The sequence below is a fragment of the Bartonella silvatica genome, from assembly GCF_040545155.1.
GTDB classification, from domain to species: Bacteria; Pseudomonadota; Alphaproteobacteria; order Rhizobiales; family Rhizobiaceae; genus Bartonella; species Bartonella silvatica.
Genome location: NZ_JBEPLI010000001.1, coordinates 202,132 through 222,767, shown reverse-complemented (window position 1 = coordinate 222,767; position 20,636 = coordinate 202,132). Strand labels below are relative to the sequence as shown.

The 20,636-nt window shown below is 38.7% G+C and carries 20 protein-coding genes; 8 read left to right on the top strand and 12 right to left on the bottom strand.

The window, feature by feature from the left end:
* The first annotated feature begins 192 nt into the window (after positions 1-192).
* On the top strand, positions 193-1,272 hold the full coding sequence (locus tag ABID23_RS00860; RefSeq protein ID WP_354188377.1) for a D-alanyl-D-alanine carboxypeptidase family protein: 1,080 nt from the start codon (positions 193-195) through the stop codon (positions 1,270-1,272).
* A gap of 5 nt (positions 1,273-1,277) precedes the next feature.
* A complete protein-coding gene (locus ABID23_RS00855; RefSeq protein WP_354188375.1) occupies positions 1,278-2,336 on the top strand; it encodes a CobW family GTP-binding protein in 1,059 nt (352 codons plus the stop codon).
* A 160-nt stretch (positions 2,337-2,496) separates the two neighbouring features.
* On the opposite strand, the gene ABID23_RS00850 is transcribed toward ABID23_RS00855, so the two are convergent.
* The 3 genes from ABID23_RS00850 to ABID23_RS00840 all read right to left on the bottom strand — a co-directional run bounded on the left by ABID23_RS00850 (position 2,497) and on the right by ABID23_RS00840 (position 5,256).
* A complete protein-coding gene (locus ABID23_RS00850; protein ID WP_354188373.1) occupies positions 2,497-3,246 on the bottom strand; it encodes a L,D-transpeptidase family protein in 750 nt (249 codons plus the stop codon).
* A gap of 36 nt (positions 3,247-3,282) precedes the next feature.
* Positions 3,283-4,239, bottom strand: a complete 957-nt coding sequence (locus ABID23_RS00845; protein WP_354188371.1) for an acetyl-CoA carboxylase carboxyltransferase subunit alpha — start codon at positions 4,237-4,239, stop codon at positions 3,283-3,285.
* A 78-nt stretch (positions 4,240-4,317) separates the two neighbouring features.
* Positions 4,318-5,256, bottom strand: coding sequence for a site-specific tyrosine recombinase XerD (locus ABID23_RS00840; RefSeq protein WP_354188369.1), 939 nt, complete (start codon positions 5,254-5,256; stop codon positions 4,318-4,320).
* A 270-nt stretch (positions 5,257-5,526) separates the two neighbouring features.
* On the opposite strand from ABID23_RS00840, the gene ABID23_RS00835 reads away from it, so the two are divergent.
* The 4 genes from ABID23_RS00835 (at position 5,527) to ABID23_RS00820 (ending at position 8,480) form a co-directional block, all read left to right on the top strand.
* Entirely contained in the window at positions 5,527-6,159 is a 633-nt protein-coding gene (locus tag ABID23_RS00835; RefSeq protein ID WP_354188689.1) for a shikimate kinase, read from the top strand.
* Positions 6,134-7,267 (top strand): 3-dehydroquinate synthase, encoded by a 1,134-nt coding sequence (aroB, locus tag ABID23_RS00830; protein WP_354188367.1) that lies wholly within the window; start codon positions 6,134-6,136, stop codon positions 7,265-7,267. The genes ABID23_RS00835 and aroB overlap by 26 nt, the downstream gene beginning before the upstream one ends.
* Before the next feature lie 407 nt (positions 7,268-7,674).
* Complete coding sequence (locus ABID23_RS00825; protein WP_354188365.1) at positions 7,675-8,070, top strand: MliC family protein; 396 nt, start codon at positions 7,675-7,677, stop codon at positions 8,068-8,070.
* Positions 8,071-8,087: 17 nt separating this feature from the next.
* Positions 8,088-8,480, top strand: a complete 393-nt coding sequence (locus tag ABID23_RS00820) for an MliC family protein (protein ID WP_354188363.1) — start codon at positions 8,088-8,090, stop codon at positions 8,478-8,480.
* Between the two features lie 67 nt (positions 8,481-8,547).
* Here ABID23_RS00820 and mnhG read toward each other — a convergent pair whose 3' ends face one another.
* The 7 genes from mnhG to ABID23_RS00785 all read right to left on the bottom strand — a co-directional run bounded on the left by mnhG (position 8,548) and on the right by ABID23_RS00785 (position 15,269).
* Positions 8,548-8,907, bottom strand: a complete 360-nt coding sequence (gene mnhG, locus ABID23_RS00815) for a monovalent cation/H(+) antiporter subunit G (protein ID WP_354188361.1) — start codon at positions 8,905-8,907, stop codon at positions 8,548-8,550.
* Entirely contained in the window at positions 8,904-9,185 is a 282-nt protein-coding gene (locus ABID23_RS00810) for a K+/H+ antiporter subunit F (protein ID WP_354188359.1), read from the bottom strand. Before ABID23_RS00810 ends, mnhG begins: the two co-directional genes overlap by 4 nt.
* Entirely contained in the window at positions 9,182-9,667 is a 486-nt protein-coding gene (locus tag ABID23_RS00805) for a Na+/H+ antiporter subunit E (RefSeq protein ID WP_354188357.1), read from the bottom strand. The genes ABID23_RS00810 and ABID23_RS00805 overlap by 4 nt, the downstream gene beginning before the upstream one ends.
* The gene (locus ABID23_RS00800; RefSeq protein ID WP_354188355.1) at positions 9,667-11,286 is read right to left on the bottom strand and encodes a monovalent cation/H+ antiporter subunit D; all 1,620 of its coding nucleotides are present in this window, start codon (positions 11,284-11,286) and stop codon (positions 9,667-9,669) included. The genes ABID23_RS00805 and ABID23_RS00800 overlap by 1 nt, the downstream gene beginning before the upstream one ends.
* Complete coding sequence (locus ABID23_RS00795) at positions 11,286-11,627, bottom strand: Na+/H+ antiporter subunit C (protein WP_354188353.1); 342 nt, start codon at positions 11,625-11,627, stop codon at positions 11,286-11,288. The genes ABID23_RS00800 and ABID23_RS00795 overlap by 1 nt, the downstream gene beginning before the upstream one ends.
* A complete protein-coding gene (locus ABID23_RS00790; protein ID WP_354188351.1) occupies positions 11,627-14,548 on the bottom strand; it encodes a monovalent cation/H+ antiporter subunit A in 2,922 nt (973 codons plus the stop codon). Before ABID23_RS00790 ends, ABID23_RS00795 begins: the two co-directional genes overlap by 1 nt.
* Positions 14,549-14,777: 229 nt before the next feature.
* Positions 14,778-15,269 carry a BA14K family protein gene (locus tag ABID23_RS00785; RefSeq protein ID WP_354188349.1) on the bottom strand — a complete coding sequence of 164 codons (492 nt, stop codon included), beginning with the start codon at positions 15,267-15,269 and terminating at the stop codon, positions 14,778-14,780.
* Between the two features lie 170 nt (positions 15,270-15,439).
* Between ABID23_RS00785 and ABID23_RS00780 the strand changes: the two genes are divergently transcribed.
* Together ABID23_RS00780 and ABID23_RS00775 are read left to right on the top strand one after the other, a co-directional pair.
* Positions 15,440-16,537: a carboxynorspermidine decarboxylase gene (locus tag ABID23_RS00780; RefSeq protein ID WP_354188347.1), complete on the top strand. Its 1,098-nt coding sequence runs from the start codon at positions 15,440-15,442 to the stop codon at positions 16,535-16,537.
* Between the two features lie 55 nt (positions 16,538-16,592).
* Entirely contained in the window at positions 16,593-17,831 is a 1,239-nt protein-coding gene (locus ABID23_RS00775) for a saccharopine dehydrogenase family protein (RefSeq protein WP_354188345.1), read from the top strand.
* 122 nt (positions 17,832-17,953) lie between these two features.
* Here ABID23_RS00775 and lpdA read toward each other — a convergent pair whose 3' ends face one another.
* Together lpdA and odhB are read right to left on the bottom strand one after the other, a co-directional pair.
* Positions 17,954-19,360, bottom strand: coding sequence for a dihydrolipoyl dehydrogenase (lpdA, locus tag ABID23_RS00770; RefSeq protein ID WP_354188343.1), 1,407 nt, complete (start codon positions 19,358-19,360; stop codon positions 17,954-17,956).
* A gap of 32 nt (positions 19,361-19,392) precedes the next feature.
* Positions 19,393-20,622, bottom strand: a complete 1,230-nt coding sequence (gene odhB, locus ABID23_RS00765; protein WP_354188341.1) for a 2-oxoglutarate dehydrogenase complex dihydrolipoyllysine-residue succinyltransferase — start codon at positions 20,620-20,622, stop codon at positions 19,393-19,395.
* Between the last annotated feature and the right edge of the window lie 14 nt (positions 20,623-20,636).

The window sequence follows — 20,636 nt, the reverse complement described above, 5'->3', positions numbered from 1 at the left end:
AAAAGCTGATACTCCAAAGACTGTTGCAAGCCAAAAATTGAAATTCAAGGGGAAATAAAAATGGATATTTGTTTTTATCCTAAAAGAAAAATGAATATAATATTAACCAACTTCCCCTTTATATCATAGACTTAAAAGCTTTGTATCCCATATTCAAACAATTTAAATTATGAATCATTGGATTTAAACTTAATGCAAAGACTTTTCTATAAATTGCTTTTATCTTTTATTTTGAGTTTGACAAATACTTTCGCTCTGTCTCAACCTTTTATATCGATTGATGTCACAAATGGACGCATCTTAAAGCACAATCAAGCCTTTGATCGTTGGTATCCGGCCTCCTTAACTAAATTAATGACTGCTTATGTTATTTTCCGCGCAATGAACCGAGGAGAAGTTTCACCTAAAAAACACATTACCATTAGCCCATCTGCAGCAAAAGCTCCAGCATATCATTCAGGCTATAAAGCTGGTTCTGTTCTCACGCTTGACACTGCCCTAAGTATTATGCTGGTAAAATCGACCAATGATTTAGCAATCGCCTTGAGTGAAGCCATTGCTGGTTCACAAAAGGCTTTTGTAAAAAAAATGAATGCTGAAGCTCAACGTCTAGGTATGTTTGGAACCCATTTTGCCAATGCAAGCGGTTTACCAAATCCGGAAAATTACTCCACCGCACGCGATATTGCTCTTTTAGCATTCCAAATTCGTCGTGAATTTCCTCAATATGCACATTATTTTTCTATTCCTGCCATTGATTTTGGTAACAAACGAAAAATTCAACCGAATTCAAACAAACTCATTGGTCGTTTTAACGGCATAGACGGCATGAAAACCGGCTTCATTTGTGCTTCTGGTTTTAATCTTGTTGCCTCAGCAACCCGAAATAATCGTACAATTATTGCCGTCATTTTAGGAGCTCATAATATAAGTGAAAGAGAGGAAAAAGCCGCTCAATTACTCGAAACGGGTTTTTTACATAAAGGAACCCCCCAACTATCACTGGCGACACTAAAACCTTATGGACTTAAGATAATGCAAGCAAGCAATATGAGACAACAAACATGTACACCTGAAGCCATAAAAATGTATGAAAACTCTTACGATGACCAAGGCAATATTATTTTTACTTCACCTTTTATTAAAGATCCGCCTTCTTCTGTGCATCCTTTAAGGGTACGCCTTCTCCACACACCACACCATAAAGCAAAAATAAAGACACTAAAAAAACAGACAAATAGTTCTAAAAAGGCAACGCATCACAACCGGTAATGGATATGAAAATAAAGCGCATTCCTCTCACACTGATTACTGGATTTTTAGGCTCTGGAAAAACGACTTTACTTAACCGTATGCTACGTGATCCTCTTTTGACTGATTGTGCTGTTATCATCAATGAGTTTGGTGAAATAAGCATTGACCATCTTCTGGTTGAAAACACAACGGAAGGAATCATCGAACTTTCAAATGGTTGTTTATGCTGTAATTTACGCAGTGATCTTATAGACACACTGACTGATTTAATTCATCGCGTTCAAAAAGGAGCTCTTAAACAACTCAACCATATTGTCATTGAAACAACAGGAATGGCTGATCCAGCTCCTATTTTACAAGTTCTTTTAAGCCACCCACTCTTCATTCAAACATTGTCTATCAATTCTGTTCTTGCAACATTTGATACATTAAACACACTGTCCATACTTGAACACTATCCTGAAATATATAAACAATTAGTCCTTGCTGATAAAATTATTCTCACAAAAACAGACCTTACCACCTCAAAAACATTTGCCAATGTGCTCAACGCACTCCAAACAATTAATCCTGCAGCACAAATGATTGATTCCCATTCTGATCATTGCGATTCTGGTGTATTAATAAATAAAACATTATGGGATGAAAAAGAAAACGATACACACCCTAAACCACGACGCACCCTTCCTCCCCATGATCACATACACCACTGGAGCATTCGTGCTTTTTCATTAGACTGTGAAGAACCTATAGATTATGCCACTATCGAAGCTTTTTTAGATCTTTTAACCAACGTGTATGGCACAAAGTTATTACGTATTAAAGCAATTATCGCGTTAAATGATGATCCACAACGTCCACTGGTATTACACGGTGTACAAACTTTTTTTCATCCACCAATAAGACTTTCAGCATGGCCAAAAGGAATTACACAAACACGTTTTATTATCATTGCCGATGATGTTGAAAAAGAAGAGATACAAAAACTTTTCAATGCTTTTTTAAACAAGCCAGCAATAGATACCGCAGATAAAGCCGCCATACTAGAAAACCCCTTGGCCATCCCAGGAGTAAAGTTTTAATTTTTTCTCGAGCCTCTAGGTAAAGAAAAAGCTTTTATGAAGATTACCGATAACTTTTGATAGAGTTCATTGCACCACAAAAAAGAAGCGAAAATACTCCGTAAAGAATAAAGCATCTTGGAAAAGACAAAGCGAACTTGATTTTACAATAAAATGGCCTTCACTGTGTTAAAGCAACAGAGGTTTGGTTTACATCACGATTGAAAACATAGCGTTTTTCATAAACATCAACGATTGGCGGTTTACGTTTTTTTTCAAAAAGATCATAACCTTCTTTAAGCATAACCCAGAATTTATAATGGGGATCAGAGCTGTGACGCGCCATATTCGCATCAGTCATACGGAAAGGAAAAGCCTGTAACTGAAACTCTCTCTGCCCTCCTCTAAAAGCATCACGCGCAAAAGCATAAATTTGTGCCATATTTTTATCACTCATAGAATAACAACCAGCAGAAAAGCAAGAACCATGCACCATTAAATTGCTTCCTGTTCGTCCATTTGCTTGGTCATAAAGGTTTGGAAAGCCTATATTAAAGGAAAGATAGTATTTCGAATAAGGATTCATTTGATTGGCACTCACAGTGTAAAAACCTTCTGGTGTTTGAAAATCGCCTTCCTTATATTTTGGTCCAAGCTGCCCTGACCATTTGCAAATACCATAGCGTGCCATCAATACAAAATCGCCTGAACGGGACTGTTTCCAAATTTCTGCAACATTTTCTTGCTTAAAAAAGCGCATCATGATGGGCGCATAGGGATCAATATTATTCAAAGCCATTCTATCTTGAATTTCTCGTGGAAGCGGTTGCTCTGCTTTAGCGCGGATAGAAGCCGGTAATCTCCCACCACATGCGCTTAATATTCCAACAGCAAACAAAGCACACATTGTGAGAAACCTATTGAATATCATAAGCAAAACTCCAATCTTTCCCCTCATAAAAATGACTTAGGTTAAAGAGCGACCAATCTGAAGATATTTTTCCCAACGGTCATGTTTAAGAGCCATACCATCTTTTTCAGCCATAGCCTTTAAAGCTTCTGCAATAACATTTCCTGTTTCATCAATGACCGTCTCTTTATCGCGATGCGCTCCTCCTACAGGCTCTGGAATAATACCATCAATAATTTTTAACCGATGCAGATCTTGAGCAGTAATACGCATATTCATGGCGGCATCTTTCGCACGGGTTGCATCACGCCATAAAATAGATGCAGCTCCCTCTGGAGAAATAACAGAATAAATGGCATGCTCTAACATATAAACTTTGTTAGCTGCTGCAATTGCAATCGCTCCTCCTGAACCACCTTCCCCAATAACAACCGAAACAACAGGAACTTTCAAGCGCAAAGTGGCTGCTGTTGATTGAGCAATTGCTTCCGCTTGACCACGTTCTTCAGCACTCACACCAGGATAAGCCCCTGCTGTATCAACAAAAGTAAGCACTGGCAAACCGAAGCGATCAGCCATTTCCATAATACGCGCGGCTTTGCGATAGCCTTCTGGACGTGCAGACCCAAAATTATAACGCAAACGTGTTTGCGTATCATGACCTTTCTCTTGTCCTATATATGCAATAGCTTCACCCTTAAACCGAGCAAATCCTGCCTGAATAGCTTCATCTTCAGCAAATTTCCGATCTCCAGCTAAAGGGGTAACATCACTGAGCAAACGTGCCGCATAATCCATAAAATGAGGACGATCAGGATGTCGAGCCACTTGTGTTTTTTGCCATGGAGATAGCTTTTTATAAATATCACGCAATGCTGCTTGAGAACGTGTTTCAAGGCGCGTAATTTCATCGCTCATATCAAGACTTCCCTCTTCCTGAGCAATTTGTTTTAACTCAAGAATTTTTCCATCAAGATCAGCAATTGGTTTTTCAAAATCAAGATAATTATACATTGTACCTAACTTATTTGATGCTACTTATACACTGACAAAGTATTTTTCAAAGTATTTTTCAAAAATATTCCCTTTTCTTTACCCATGCTTTTTTTCCTCAGCAAGGGGATGATGCTCATGAACTAAGCGATAAAGATGTTCTTCTAGCACATGTGTATAAATCTGTGTGGTAGCAATATCAGAATGACCTAACAAATGTTGTACAGCACGCAAATCAGCCCCATTTTGCAAAAGATGACTTGCAAAAGCATGACGCAAAACATGGGGAGAAAAGTGACTCCCTTTTACTCCTGCTCTTGTAGCAAGATTTTTCAACTCCCGAGCAACAACTTGTCGTGCAATATACCCTGTCTGAGAAGAAGCCGGAAAAAGATAAGGACTTGTGGCATTTTTACCTTGATCACGCAAATTTAACCACTGAAAAAGAACTTGGTATGCTTTTTTTGATAAAAGTACCATTCGCTCCTTTTTCCCCTTGCCGCGAACCAAAAAGCTATATTCCTTTCCCCGAACGGCTTGCACTGGAAGGCTTACCAGTTCGCTAATGCGTAGCCCTGTTGCATAAAGCATTTCAACCAATAACTGAAGACGCAACGCACGAAAATGATCTTTTGACCCATAATCTGTTTGTTGCACTTCCAGCTGTGCCAAATCAAGCAGTTTTACCACCGCCCCTTCACTGATGACTTTTGGTAAAGAACGCCCCTTATGCGGTGTATCAATATCATGGGAGGGATCATCTTTCCTTATCCCTTCCACATAAAGAAATTGATAAAATTGACGTAACGTCGATAAACGACGTGCTTGTGAAGACGCAGCACAACCAAGAGTATGCATAAGCGATAAAAGAGTAATTAAATCCTCTCTTTTTGCTGAAAAGAAGGAAACAGAGTGTGAAGACAAAATATCTTGTGCCCACTGCAAATCACTTTGATAAGCTGCAAGCGTATGATCAGAAGCCCCTCGCTCTGCACTCATCATTTCAAGAAAACGATCTATAACAGCCTCACTTCTCATTTCACTACTTCACTTTGATTCGCTTTTGAGGATGAACTCAACGAATCTAGAGGGACATCGACATACATATCCACAGTTACTGGTTCAACAAAAACCACAAGAGCGATCAATATACCGAAAAAAACAACAATCAAAATGAAAAGAATCATCAAAAATCTGGTCAATGTTGGCATAAGGCAATAAACTATCCAAAAATACTTTCTACCTTATCATGCCTTATAAAGATTAACAGGAATTGACTTTAAGACAGATAAATGCCGAAATAAAATGATGAAAAGTGATCAACCTAAACATCTTCCAATAACACAAATAAAAACACAGCTCTTATCATCTCTTGATAAGCAGGCACTTGTATTTGTTGGTCTAATGGGAGCAGGAAAATCAGTCATTGGCAAACGAGTCGCCACCGCTCTTCATTTGCCTTTCTATGATTCCGATAAGGAAATTGAAAAAGCTGCACAAATGACGATTAGTGAACTCTTTAAAGTTTATGGTGAACCAGAGTTTCGTAATCTTGAACAGCGTATTATTCTCAAGATCATAAAACAAAGTCCTCTTGTTTTAGCAACGGGTGGAGGCGCCTATATAAACCAAGATATTCGAAAAGCCATTCATCAAAATGGTATATCCATCTGGCTTAAAGCGGATCTTGATATCCTCATGGAACGTGTCTCAAGACGACCAACCCGACCACTCCTTCAAACGAAAAATCCTAAAGAAACGATGCAAAAACTTATGGAACAACGTTACCCTATCTACGCAAAGGCAAACTTAACCATTAACAGCCATAAAGAGAGCCGTCGCACTGTAGTACAAAATGTTATACGCTCTGTACAGAGCTACTTGGATAGAGAAAACAGTAATAGGAATCACAAGCATGCAAGCCAAAACGGTCACCGTTAAACTGGACAAACATCATTATGATATCATCATTGGTCCAAATCTCATGACGCAAGCTGCTTTGCAGATTGAACGTTTTTTTCAAAAACAAGGTTTTCACCAAAAGCGTTTAGCAGTTATTACAGATACAAATGTTGCATCTCTTTATTTAGATCGGTTTCGAACAGAGTTAACAAAAAGTAAAATACATATTGTTCCAGTTGTTGTAGAAGCAGGAGAACAATCAAAATCATTTTCAACACTACAAACTATCATTGATCAAATTCTTTCTGCACGTTTAGAGAGAGGTGATTACATTATTTCTTTTGGTGGTGGTGTCGTTGGTGATCTTGGAGGATTTGCCGCAAGCATTATACGCCGTGGTATGAACTTCATTCAGATGCCCACAACACTACTCGCACAAATTGACTCCTCGGTTGGTGGAAAAACTGGAATCAACAGCCGATATGGCAAAAACCTTATTGGTAGTTTTTATCAACCACGATGCGTTATTGCTGATACTTGTATCCTTGATACGCTGCCACAGCGTGAGTTTCGTGCTGGCTATGCAGAAATGGTCAAATATGGTCTCATTAACCAACCCGACTTTTTTGAATGGCTTGAAAAAAACGGACAAGAGGTTTTTCATAACGGTTCAATACGAACAGAAGCCATTGTCTGTTCATGCCAATTTAAAGCTGACATTGTAGCACGTGATGAATATGAAACAGGAGAACGTGCCCTATTAAATCTTGGTCATACGTTTGGACATATGCTTGAAACAGCAACCTCGTATGACTCCAGCCGCCTAATTCACGGTGAAGCTGTAGCGATTGGAATGATTCTAGCCCACCAATTTTCAGCTCAACTCAATTTAATAGATCCCGCACTCATACACCGTATTGAAGCGCACTTTAAATCTGTAGGCTTACCGACAAAATTAAAAGATATCCCAAGTGAACTTCCTAATGCTAAAACACTCATGACACTCCTCGCTCAAGATAAAAAAATCTCACAGAACAATTTGACATTCATTTTAACCCGTGGACTTGGACAATCATTTATTGCAAAAAATGTTTCACCAGACTCTGTTTTAACCTTTTTGGAACAAAAATTAGCAGAAATCCGTTAATTCATATTGAATATAATTGATTCGTTTTTATACTTCTATTAAAGGAATAGGTATGATGATGTCTACGTAGCTCAGTAGGATAGAGCACAGGATTCCTAAGGAATTGGGCGCTTTAAGGAGAAATCTTCAAAGTGGATCTGCTCAAATTCGGGGAAAGCTTCATAGGTAACTATATGCCAATCCCGAGCCAAGCCTCTCCTCCAATGGAAGGAAGGTGTAGAGACTGAACGGGCAGCACCTAAAAAGCATAAGCTTCAAGGTGAAGAGACAGTCCAGACCACAAACAGCCTACAAAGCTGGCGATGAAAATCGAAGTGGTATGAATCCTGGGGTCGCAGGTTCGAATCCTGCCGTAGACACCATCGCATTAATTAAATTATTATTCTGTGCAACATTAGGGAAGCATTATGAAAAAAACTCTACATATTTTAGGATTTTTGGCCGCTTCAAGTCTATCACTCTTTAGCTCAGGCAATGCCTTGGCTGGTGCTTTAACCTTTGAAGTACCAGACAATCCAGAGCCAAAAGCACAGACTATCGCCTATCAGTGTGATACGGGAACAAGTAAAGAGCGTATTGAGGCAACCTATCTCAAAGCTGATAATATTTCATTGGTTGATTTCAAATGGGAAGGTGATCGCGTTATTGCAGCTCATGTCATCGCAACCACAGGAAAAAAATATGCAGGGGCCCAGTATATCTGGTGGAAAACAAACAATGAAGTAAAACTTTACAATCTTGCTCATGATCCAGAAGAGAAAAATCCTATTCTCTGTAAAGACGAAGCAACGTTATTATTCTAAATAACGGAGGAAATGCCATGAAAAAAACTTCTTTTATTATACAGCTTTTTGCTGCTTTAATTTTATTGTTATTCGGTTCAGTCAATGCTTTCGCCGGTACGTTAGTCATTGATGTCCCCGATGAGTCAGAACCAACGACAGAAACAGTTACTTATCAATGTGATATGGGAACACGTAAAGAGAATTTTGAAGCAACCTATCACAATGCTGGAAATATTGCACTCGTTGATTTAAAGTGGGAAGGGAAGCGTATTATTGGTGCCAATGTTATTTCTGCTTCAGGAGCAAAATACGTAGGAGGGCCATATGTCTGGTGGACAAAAAGAAACGAAGCTATGTTTTATGACCTTTTGAATGATCCAAAGGAAGAACACCCTATCCTTTGTGTAGAAAAACAAGAAACAGAATAAAAAAGATCATTACATATCAAGAGTTATGCTCGCTTTTATTGCGCGTGCTTTCTTCTAAGGCGGGGGATTATTCCTCCGCCTTGTGAGATAAAAGAGTCAATGGTTTTTCTAATATATTTTCTGAATGGTGCCGATAGGCTGCCGCTTGAGAAACCAACATAGAAGCCACAGGAATTGTCACCATTAAAAAAATCATCAATAATATTTCGTGAAACACGAAGTGGTGGTCTACAAATATGGAATAGAGAAAAGAAGCAACAAGAATACTTCCAGCGCCCCAACTTGTACTGAGTGAAAGCATATGCAAACGCTTATAAAAGCTGTTTAAGCGAACCAATCCTATTGTTCCAATTAATGTAAGACCAGATCCTAATATTAAAAAAGCCGTGATAACGATAGCGGCCACAAGCGATACATCATCTTTCATTCAATAATCTCTCCTCGCATAAGAAATTTTGCCAAAGCAATACTTGATACAGGACCTAACAGAGCAATGATAAACGCTGCGACAAAATAAATAGTGGTTCCTGACCGTATATCAAAGGTAAGAAATAAAAGAATAGCCGTTATATAAAGAGCATCCAACCCTACAATCCGATCCTGCGCTCGTGGACCACGAATCAGCCGAAACAATGCAAGAATCATCGCTAAACTTAAAAAAAACTGTGACAGAAAAATTCCCCAATAAAGGATTATCATACTCATGAAAAAATCTCCAAAAGCAATTGTTCATAGCGTTGTTTGATCAATTGTTGATAATGACATCCATTCTTAAAATCTAAAACATGAAGCAAAAGTTCACTATTTTTTCGGTTATAAGCAATCCAAGAAGATCCAGGGGTTACCGCAAGAATACATGCTAAAACAGCTAAAGCAGTACGATTCTTAAGTTCAAGAGGTACCACAATAAAACGGGATTGTTGTTTTTGAGATTTTTTCATTAAAACAAAACCAGCTACTGAAATATTTGAAACTATAGAATCAATAAAAACACGATAAATCAGACAAAAGACTGCACGCCAACTTTTAATCGTGACCTTTTCTGGTTCAAGAAACCGCATCAACCAACCACTTAATAAAGCAACCATTCCTCCTAAAAGCAACTGACCTAAACTAAAACCGTTTAAGACCAACCACATAAAAACAATAGCCCCACTAAAAAAAGGAAAAGGGCAAAAAAAGCGCATCAACGATCCTCCCTATTTTTAAGGAAAGAATCATTTAAAACACTCCCAATGTAGTTTTTTGGATGATACAAAACCTTTGCCGTTTCAGACATATAATGGTTCACAGGATCAGCGATAATTGTTACAAGAAAACACAAAATCAAAAGAACAGCAATAGGCGCAAATTCAATCACCTGTACACGTGGAATACTCCCTTCAAGAGGAGTCCAAAAAGTTCGAATCCCCATCCTTGTAAGAGCAATAAGTGCTGAAAAACCAGATAGGGTGACAAAAATAATAAAAAGCCACCCCTGATAAACTGGCAAAGAGGCAGAAACACCTTCTTGAGTATGCTTTAAAACAGCCATAAACATTATAAATTTAGCAACAAAACCAGAAAAAGGGGGTAAACCAATAATCAAAAGTGCGCATATACCAAAACAAGCCCCAAGAATTGCCAAGGTTACTGGCAAATAAGTCCCCACCTCATCTTCTTCCTCCTCTTCATCATCACCATAGACTTCCATTGTGACGGTCAAAACATTCGCCGCCACATTTTGACAACGTTCAACAAGTTCTACCAGCAGAAAAAAAGCGCCAAAAGCTAATGTTGAAGAAACAATATAAAAGAGTGCACCCGCTATCAATGAACTATTCCCGATCCCTATTGCTGCCAACAATGTACCAGAGGAGACAAGAACACTATAAGAGACCAAACGAACCAAAACTTGGCTTGCCAAGATTCCAACAAAACCAAAAGCCATGGTCGCAAGTCCACCATAAAACAACACGTTATGGCCAAAATGACTAAAATGCCCACTTTCAGGACCAAACCATAACAACGTCAAGCGTAAAATAATATAAATACCAACCTTGCTCAAAATTGCAAAAGAAGCCCCAACAGGGGCTGCGGCAGCACTATAAGTTGGCATCAACCAAAAATTAAGTGGCCACATACCTGCTTTAAGCAAAAAAGCAATCCCTAAAAAGGCAGCCCCCACTTCAAATAAAACAATATCCATTGAAGCTATATGTCTCATTTTTACAGCTAAATCAGCCATATTAAGGGTACCGACAACGCCATAAATGAGAGCCGCTCCAACTAAAAAAAGCAACGACGCAACAAGATTAACCACAATATAATGCATCCCTGCACGTACACGTAAGGGGCCAGAGCCGTGCAAGGCAAGTCCATAAGAAGCCGTTAACATCACTTCAAAAAATACAAATAAATTGAACAAATCTCCCGTCAAGAAAGCGCCATTGATTCCAACCATAAAAAATTGCATCAGTGATTGAAAATGAGGACCAGCTTTGTACCAATACGCCTGAGCAAAAACCAGCGCAGCCGTAACCAACAAACTTGAAAGTAAAAGCATCATAGCACTTAAACGATCAAGAACTAAGACAATTCCAAAGGGAGAAGGCCAATTACCAAGGTGATAAGTCTCACAATCTGGCGCAACTTCAATAGCACGCAGCATTAATAAAACAGCAATAACAACCAACAGCCCTGCAGAGAAAAGACTTATGAATGATTTAAGTTTTGCACGACGTTCATCATAAAAAAGAAGGAGTGCTCCAGTGATGAGTGGTACAAGAATAGGTAAAATAAGAAGATGCTGCACGCAGACTTCCATCACTTCACCTCACGTCCATCAACGTGATCTGAACCTGTTAATCCACGTGAAACTAAAAGAATAACCAAAAACAACGCTGTCGTTGCAAAACCAATCACAATTGCTGTCAACACCAAAGCTTGTGGAAGAGGATCAACGTAATTCTCTGGATTAATCACCGTAGAAAGATCAACAATCGGTGCAGCATTGCTACGCGGCCGACTCATTGAAAATATAAACAGATTAACACCATAGGAAATCAAAGATAACCCAAGAATGACTTGAAACGTTCGTGGACGTAATACAAGCCAAATTCCTGATCCAACAAGAACACCAATGCCCAAAGAAAGAACAATTTCCATTAATTTTCCTTTTCTTTTAAAATAGGCTTTTTGCCGATCCGATAACTACGAATTGATTGATGTGCAAGCGCAATTAGAATGAGCACCGTTGCTCCCAAGACAAGGGAAAACACACCAAAATCAAATAAAAAAGCAGATGCTAAGGGAATTTTTCCAATCCATGGAATATGAATATATTGAAAAAAAGAAGTTAAAAAAGGATAGCCAAAAAATAAAGCTCCCATTCCCGTTACAGCGGACAATAACAAGCCAAATCCCATCCACCGTAAAGGTAAAACCTTCAAATGGGTTTCCACCCAACGAATATCACGTGCAAGGTATTGCAAAATAAAGCCTATAGCTAATGTCACCCCACCAACAAATCCTCCTCCTGGAAGATCATGCCCGCGCATAAATAAATAAATCGAAAAAGCAACAATAACTGAAAAGAGCCATCCCATAATAACAGCAGGAATCATTAGATAATTCAAAACTGTATCCCCTACATTGCGATCAGGCTGTTCTATATCAAAAGCTTTCTGAATACGTTGTTGAAAAGGCGCGCCAATACTTTCAGGCGCAGGGCGAAACCGCCGTAAAAGGGCAAAGACAGTCAGTGATACAACACCCAAAACCACAATTTCTCCCATGGTATCAAAACCACGAAAATCAACTAACAGCACATTCACAACATTTCGACCACCAGCACCACTATAAGCATTGGTGAGAAAAAAATCGGAAACGGTCACCCCTTGAGGACGTGTCATCATTGCAAAAGAAAGCCACGCAACCCCAATACCTCCCGCAAGAGCTATCATAAAATCACGAATACGGCGCAAACGCACAAACAAACGAACAGGTGTTGGAGCAGGATAATATAAACGCTTGGGCAGCCAGCGTAAACCAAGCAATAATAAAACAACAGTTACCACCTCAACCACCAGCTGAGTTATTGCCAAATCGGGTGCAGAAAGCCATAAAAAAGTTGTACAAGTCATCAAACCAGCACCTCCCAACAACATAAGTGATGCAAGACGATGAAATTTTGCTTGCCAAGCAACTAAAAGTGCACACGCCCCACCGACCAACCAAACAGCCAGAAAAGGAATATCAAGTGGAAAAAGCTGTAAAGACCCCGCTGAAATGAAACCATCACGCCAAAGCAAAAGACCAACAAATGTAAAACACAACAAAAAAATCCAGTGTAACTGTATTTGCAAACGACGCGTTGAAAAAATAGATTCCACAGCACGTGCCCATTTCCAAGAAATAATCACAAGAACACGTTCAAAAATACGTGGTCCCTTCAAGTGACGAAAAAAAGGAGGCCCATCATCACAAGATAAAAAGTAGCGATGCCCGACAGTATAAAGCAATCCACCTCCTAATAAAGCAACCAAGCTCATCATCAATGGAGTCGTAAAACCGTGCCACACAGCTAAACTATAATGGATTTTCATACCCCCCAAAACAGAAACAACGGCATTGTCTAAGATCGGTCCTATTGTTAAATTTGGAAAGATACCCACTGCCAAACAAATAAACACCAAAAGCTCTATGGGTAAACGCATAAAATGCGGTGGCTCGTGAGGTGTTTTTGGCAAATTCATAGGTTCTGCCCCTAAAAAAACACCATGAATAAAGCGTATAGAATAGGTCACGCTAAATAAGCTAGCCAACGTTGCCACATAAGGTGCAATCCAATCAAGCCATGATTCCATATGCGTTTCAACCGCTTCTGCAAAAAACATTTCTTTGGATAAAAAACCATTCAACAAAGGAACGCCTGCCATTGCTGCACTTGCAACTAAAGCGAGAGTTGCTGTAATAGGCATAAAACGGTAAAGACCTGTCAATTTACGCATATCACGTGTTCCAGTTTCATGATCAATAATACCAGCTGCCATGAATAAAGAAGCTTTAAAAGTCGCATGATTAGCCATATGAAAAATCGCTGCAACACAGGCAAGTGGGCTCCCAAGACTTAAAAGCGTTGTAATCAATCCAAGGTGACTAATCGTTGAGTAAGCAAGCAATCCTTTCAAGTCTTGCTGAAACATAGAAAAATAGGCACCAAGCAGTAATGTTGAGAGTCCTGATAATCCAACCAGCCAAAACCAAGATTCTGTCCCAGAAAGTACAGGCCATAAACGGACAAACAAAAACAATCCTGCTTTTACCATTGTTGCTGAATGCAAATAAGCTGATACAGGTGTTGGAGCAGCCATCGCATTTGGCAGCCAAAAATGAAAAGGAAATTGTGCGCTTTTTGTTAATCCTCCCAATAAGATACAAACAAGGACAGGGATATAAAGAGAGCTTGACCGGATCATATCCCCAGACAGCAACACTTTATCCAAATCAAAACTACCAACGATGTACCCAATTAATAAAACCCCGATAAAGAGAGAAAAACCACCAAAGCCAGTGATCGTTAAAGCCATACGCGCTCCCTCACGCGCACTTGCATTATGGTACCAATAACCAATCAACAAAAAAGAAAAAATACTGGTAAGTTCCCAAAAAATAACCAAAAAGATGAGATTTCCTGATAAGACTATTCCCATCATTGATCCCATAAAGGCCAGAAAAAAGGAAAAAAAACGCGGCACAGAATCCGATGGATCCATATAATAACGCGCATAAACAACAACAAGCAGTCCAATTCCTGTGATGAGCAAGCAAAAAAGCCACGATAGACCATCCATACGAAGGATAAAATTAACTCCCCACTCTGAAAGCCAAGAAATATCTAAACGCACCACACAGTTCCCACAAACTGCAGGATAAAGCATTATTGTAAAAAGAAGAGCGAAAAGCGCAACCGCTCCCGCAAACCATGCTTCATTATTTTTTGCTGTCGAACGAAAAAAGCCAATAACAGCACTTCCACCAAAGGGAAGCAAAACGAGCAATATCAATATTGCTTCCCGTGTTGCCATTCTCTAAGCTCCATACTGCTACTCAATATTTTGTCTATGACAAAATAAAACCTACATCACCCCCCCCATTTTATACTTAACGATAATAAGATTTAATAAAACTTAAAAGCATTTAAAATTTCAAAAAAATAATAGATGTGTGAAAAAATGACACAGTATATAAATTCCTTCTTTATTTTAAAAACAAGAATGACGAGATTTAATAAAGTTTTTTACCCTTAAATAGTCTCTACCTTTTAAAAAAATGCGAAAGACATTGCTTACGATGACCGTGAAAAGGCTGATAACTATTATCGTTTACATTATAGGAGCGATAACGCGCACGACAAGATTCCACATGTTCTTTAATCATCCATGGCTTACTTTTTTCTACAGAATGCGTTAAATTTGCCTTTTTTACATCTGAAACAGCTTTTAATGATGCAGGTTTTGTGTTTGAATATGACGATACAACGAAAGCCGCTTTAGGATACCACCAATTATCTTTATACTTAACATAACCACGCCGATAATTATGATAACCCTTAAAACCATTAAGTTCTCTACGCCCTGTAAAAATCAAAGGCACCGAACTCTCTTGAGAAAAATCCTGGAGAGCTACTTTAGCTTCAATATCGCTGATATTCTTTTGTGCCGAACCGATAATATTGTTTGATATCATGAAAAAAACACCACCAAATACAAAAGCTAAAATATAATATAATTTTTTTTTCATACACATAATGCAAATCTCAAAATAACGAAAACAAAACGCAGTTAGAGAAAGTCTTTCTATTGCTAGACAGAAACAGATTATTTTTTTAAAACTCTTTTTATTTGAAACATTCTGTCACTCTTTGTACTAAACGTTAGTCTCAAGAATAAGATCCTTCAAAAGAGAATGAATAAACAATGATAAAAACACCCTATTATCTTATAGATAAATCGAAGCTCATAAAAAATATGGATGTTATTGCTCGTTTGCGTGAAATGTCAGGAGCAAAAATTTTACTTGCTTTGAAATGTTTTGCGACATGGAGCGTTTTTGACTTCATATCTGAATTTATGGATGGAACGACATCATCATCTCTCTATGAACTACGTTTGGGAAAAGAAAAATTTGGCAAAGAACCCCACGCTTATTCGGTTGCATGGGCAGACCATGAAATTGATGAAGCCCGTAGCTATGCAGACAAAATTATTTTCAATTCTATCCAACAGCTTCAACGATTTACTGACGCAACAAAAACCATTCAACGAGGTCTCAGATTAAATCCAGGTATGAGTGCATCCAATTTTGATCTTGCTAATCCCTCTCGTCCATTTAGCCGCTTGGGAGAAACAGATAAAAACGCTATTAAAGAGGTTTTACCGCTCATCAATGGCTTAATGATTCACAATAATTGCGAAAATGCTGATTTCAATCGTTTCAACCAAATGCTAAACAAAATGGAAGAAAAGTTTTCAGACATTTTTCTCGCCGTTGACTGGATAAGTCTTGGTGGGGGAATTCATTTTACAGCTGAAAATTATCCTCTCGAAGCTTTTGCAGAACGCTTAAAAAACTTTTCAGAAACCTATGGTGTTACTGTTTTTCTAGAACCAGGAGAAGCAGCTATAACAAACAGTACAACACTGGAAGTCAGTGTTCTTGATACATTATATAATGAAAAAAAACTCGCTATCGTTGATAGTTCTATTGAAGCACACATGCTTGATCTTTTAATTTATCGTGAAAGTGCAAAGCTAGAACCAAATCAGGGACCACATGAAATTATGGTCTGCGGAAAATCTTGCCTTGCTGGTGATATTTTTGGAACATTTCAGTTTCCAAAGCCTCTTAAAATAGGTGACAGACTATCTTTTCAAGATGCCGCCGGTTATACAATGGTGAAGAAAAATTGGTTTAATGGCGTTGCAATGCCTTCCATTGTTATTAAAGAGCTTAATGGCACTCTAACACTTCAACGCCAATTCGGCTACAATGACTATCAAAGCAGTCTTTCATAAACAATAATCATAAGAAACCATCATAAAACAGTATTAAAAAGGAGACAAACCTACAATGAAGAAAAATATTCTCATTATTGGTGCTGGAGGTGTTGCACAAGTTGTTGCGCACAAATGTGCTCAAAACAATAATATTATCGGTGACATTCATATTGCTTCACGAACACTCAAAAAATGTGAAGCTATCATTACTTCTGTTAAAGAAAAAAACACAATGAAACAACAAGGAGTTATTGAGGGTCACACGCTCAATGCAATGAATGTAGAAGAAACTGTAAAACTCATCCAAAAAACAAAATGCGAAATTGTCATCAATGTTGGATCTGCTTTCCTTAATATGTCTGTTCTTTCAGCTTGTATCGAAACAAAATGCGCTTATCTCGATACTGCAATTCACGAAGATCCTTTGAAAATTTGTGAAACGCCTCCTTGGTATGGAAATTATGAATGGCCACGACGTCAAGAGTGCGAAAATGCTGGTATAACGGCTATTTTAGGTGCAGGCTTTGATCCAGGCGCTGTAAATGCTTATGCCGCCTTAGCGCGTGAAAGTTATTTTGATAAAATTACCGACATTGATATCATTGATATTAATGCTGGAAGCCATGGACGTTGGTTTGCTACAAATTTTGATCCTGAAATTAACTTTCGTGAATTTACAGGGCAAGTGTGGTCTTGGCAAAATAAGAAATGGGTTTCCAATAAGATGTTTGAAGTCAGCCATGAATGGGATCTTCCCGTTGTTGGAAAACAAAAAGCCTATATGACCGGACATGATGAAATCCACTCATTATCTAAAAATCTTGATGTTCAAAACGTTCGCTTTTGGATGGGATTTAGTGAACATTATATCAATGTTTTTACCGTTTTGAAAAATCTTGGACTCTTATCCGAACAACCTATTAAAACAGCAGAGGGACAAGAGGTTGTTCCCCTAAAAGTTGTAAAAGCTGTCTTACCCGATCCATCTTCTTTAGCACCAGACTACGTAGGAAAAACCTGTATTGGAGATCTGATTAAAGGTGAAAAAGATGGAAAACCAAGAGAAATTTTTATTTATAATATAGCCGATCACAAACAAGCTTTTAATGAAACCGGAGCACAAGGCATTTCCTACACAGCTGGTGTACCAGCAGCAGCAGCAGCACTCCTTATTGCCACTGGAGAATGGGATGTTAAAACCATGGTCAATGTAGAAGAATTACCATCACATCCCTTCCTGAAATATCTCGATCAAATGGGACTTCCTACCTATATAAGGGAAGAGCAAAAAGAGAGAAAATTACAATTTTAAACTTGTTTATTATAAAATGAGCGATACAGAAAAACCGCCTGTCAAAGGCGGTTTTTTTAAAACATAAAGCTTAATGAACTATCTTATTTAAAAAGCATCATAAAATGCGACACATTTAAATATTAGATATGTATCGGCTTAGCAAATATTGCAAGAGCTGCTTCCCTTACAGCTTCTGATAAAGTGGGATGTGCATGGCAACAACGCCCCAAATCTTCTGATGCCCCACCAAACTCCATTAAAACTGCAATTTCATGAATCATTTCACCAGCACCAAATCCGAGAATATGCCCTCCCAAAACGCGATCTGTTCTTTTATCAGCAAGGATTTTAACAAATCCATCACTTTTTTGCATTGCGCGAGCACGACCATTCGCCATAAAGGGAAACTTACCAACATTATAATCAATACCGGCAGCTTTAAGCTCTTCTTCCGTTTTACCAACACTAGCAATTTCTGGTTGTGTATAAACAACACTAGGAATGACATTAAAATTAACATGTCCTTTTTGACCTGCCAAAATTTCTGCCACAGCAACGCCTTCATCTTCTGCCTTATGTGCCAACATTGGTCCTTTAACAACATCGCCAATTGCATAAATTCCGGGAATATTCGTCTGCCAATTTGCATCAATAGCAATAAAGCCACGCTCATCTAACTGAATACCTGCTTCACTCAAACCAAGACCTTCCGTATATGGAGAACGCCCAGTAGCAATAAGAACAACATCAGCCTCTAAAGTTTCAGATTCCCCACCTGTAACAGCTTCAAAAGTGACCTGAGCCGCTGAGCCAGATTGTGCAATAGCTGTTACTTTTGCACCAGTTTTACATTCAATTCCTTGTTTTTCCATTATTTTTTGGAACTGTCGCGAAACTTCACCATCCATAGATCCTAAAATTTTATTAAGATATTCAATCATGATCACTTTAGCACCTAAGCGGCTCCAAACCGAACCAAGCTCTGAACCAATAACTCCAGCACCAACAACAATCATGCGCGCTGGTACTTTTTCAAGAGCAAGTGCCCCCGTAGAGGATACAATAATTTTTTCATCAATTTCAACATTCACACCTGGAATGCCTGAACTTTCTGAACCGGTAGCAATAATAATATTTTTTGTTTCAATCGTTTGTGTACTGCTATCTCGGGCAACTACTTCAATTTGACCAGCACCTAAAATTTTGGCTGCACCAAAAAAAGTGTCAATTTTATTCTTTTTCATCAAAAAAGAAACACCACTTGTATTGGCTGTTACAACAGCTTTTTTATGTGCCATCATCTGTTCAAGATTAAGCTTAGATTTTGTAATAGAAATACCAAGGGTTTCAAAACCATGTTGTGTTTCAGCAAATACTTCTGAAGCATGTAATAATGCTTTAGAAGGAATACAACCAACATTAAGACATGTCCCCCCTAATGTCATACGTTTTTCAATAATTGCTGTTTTAAGCCCTAATTGAGCCGCCTTTATTGCTGCAACATAACCACCTGGCCCTGCGCCAATCACCACCACATCATAAGACATCCGTTCTTCCTTTCATCCTGAAAATTGTACTTTTACAAATCAAGAACAAGGCGTTCGGGATCTTCTAAACTTTCCTTAACACGTACAAGAAAAGTCACAGCTTCTTGGCCATCTACGATACGATGATCGTAAGAAAGCGCCAAATACATCATAGGACGGATCACAATTTGTCCCTCCACAACCATTGCCCGCTCTTTAATCGCATGCATCCCCAATATACCAGATTGCGGTGCGTTCAAAATTGGTGTTGACATTAATGACCCATAAACCCCTCCATTTGTAATGGTAAAAGTTCCGCTTTGCATATCAGAAACAGCTAATTTTCCATCACGAGCAAGACGACTTAAACGACCAATCTCTTTTTCAATTTCTGCAAATGACATCTGATCTGCATTACGTACAACTGGAACAACAAGTCCCTTATCCGTTCCAACAGCAATTCCAGCATTTACATAGTTTTTGTAAATGATATCTGTTCCATCAATTTCTGCATTTACAGCAGGAATCTCTTTTAATGCATGACAAACAGCCTTAGTGAAAAAGCCCATAAAACCAAGTTTAACACCATGTTTTTTCTCAAACATATCTTTGTAACGCTTGCGTAAATCCATCACCGCAGACATATCAACTTCATTAAATGTCGTTAACATTGCCGCAGTATTCTGTGCATCCTTAAGACGACGAGCTATTGTTTGACGCAATTTTGTCATACGAACGCGCTCTTCATGTATTTCCTGAACTGGAACTGCAGAAGAGCTAGATGCTAAAGCAGTTTTGGCGTTAGAAACTGTAGAGGCAGGCTCTTTTGTTCTTTGTGCCAACGCACTAAGAGCATCTTCTTTAAGAATTTGTCCACGTTTCCCCGAACCTGAAAGATCTCTTTTTTCAATGTCATTTTCCGCCATTAATTTTGCTGCTGAAGGCGAAGGAGGCATTGTATCTCCTGAAGAAGGTTGTTTCACAGGTGGTGCAACAGGTGCAGCGGTATCAGAAGACGAAGGCGATGATTGAGACACACCAGCAGCTCCAGCCTCAACCACTCCTAAGAGCGCATTTACCTCAACTGTGTCGCCTTCCTTTGCAGTGATTTCAGATAATTTTCCCGCAACCGGTGAAGGAACTTCAACTGTTACTTTATCAGTTTCTAATTCAACCAAGGGCTCATCCATAGCAACGGCTTCGCCAAGCTTTTTGAACCATTTACCGACAGTTGCCTCAGTAACCGATTCGCCCAAAGTAGGAACGCGGATTTCAGTAGTCATAATATTTTTCCATA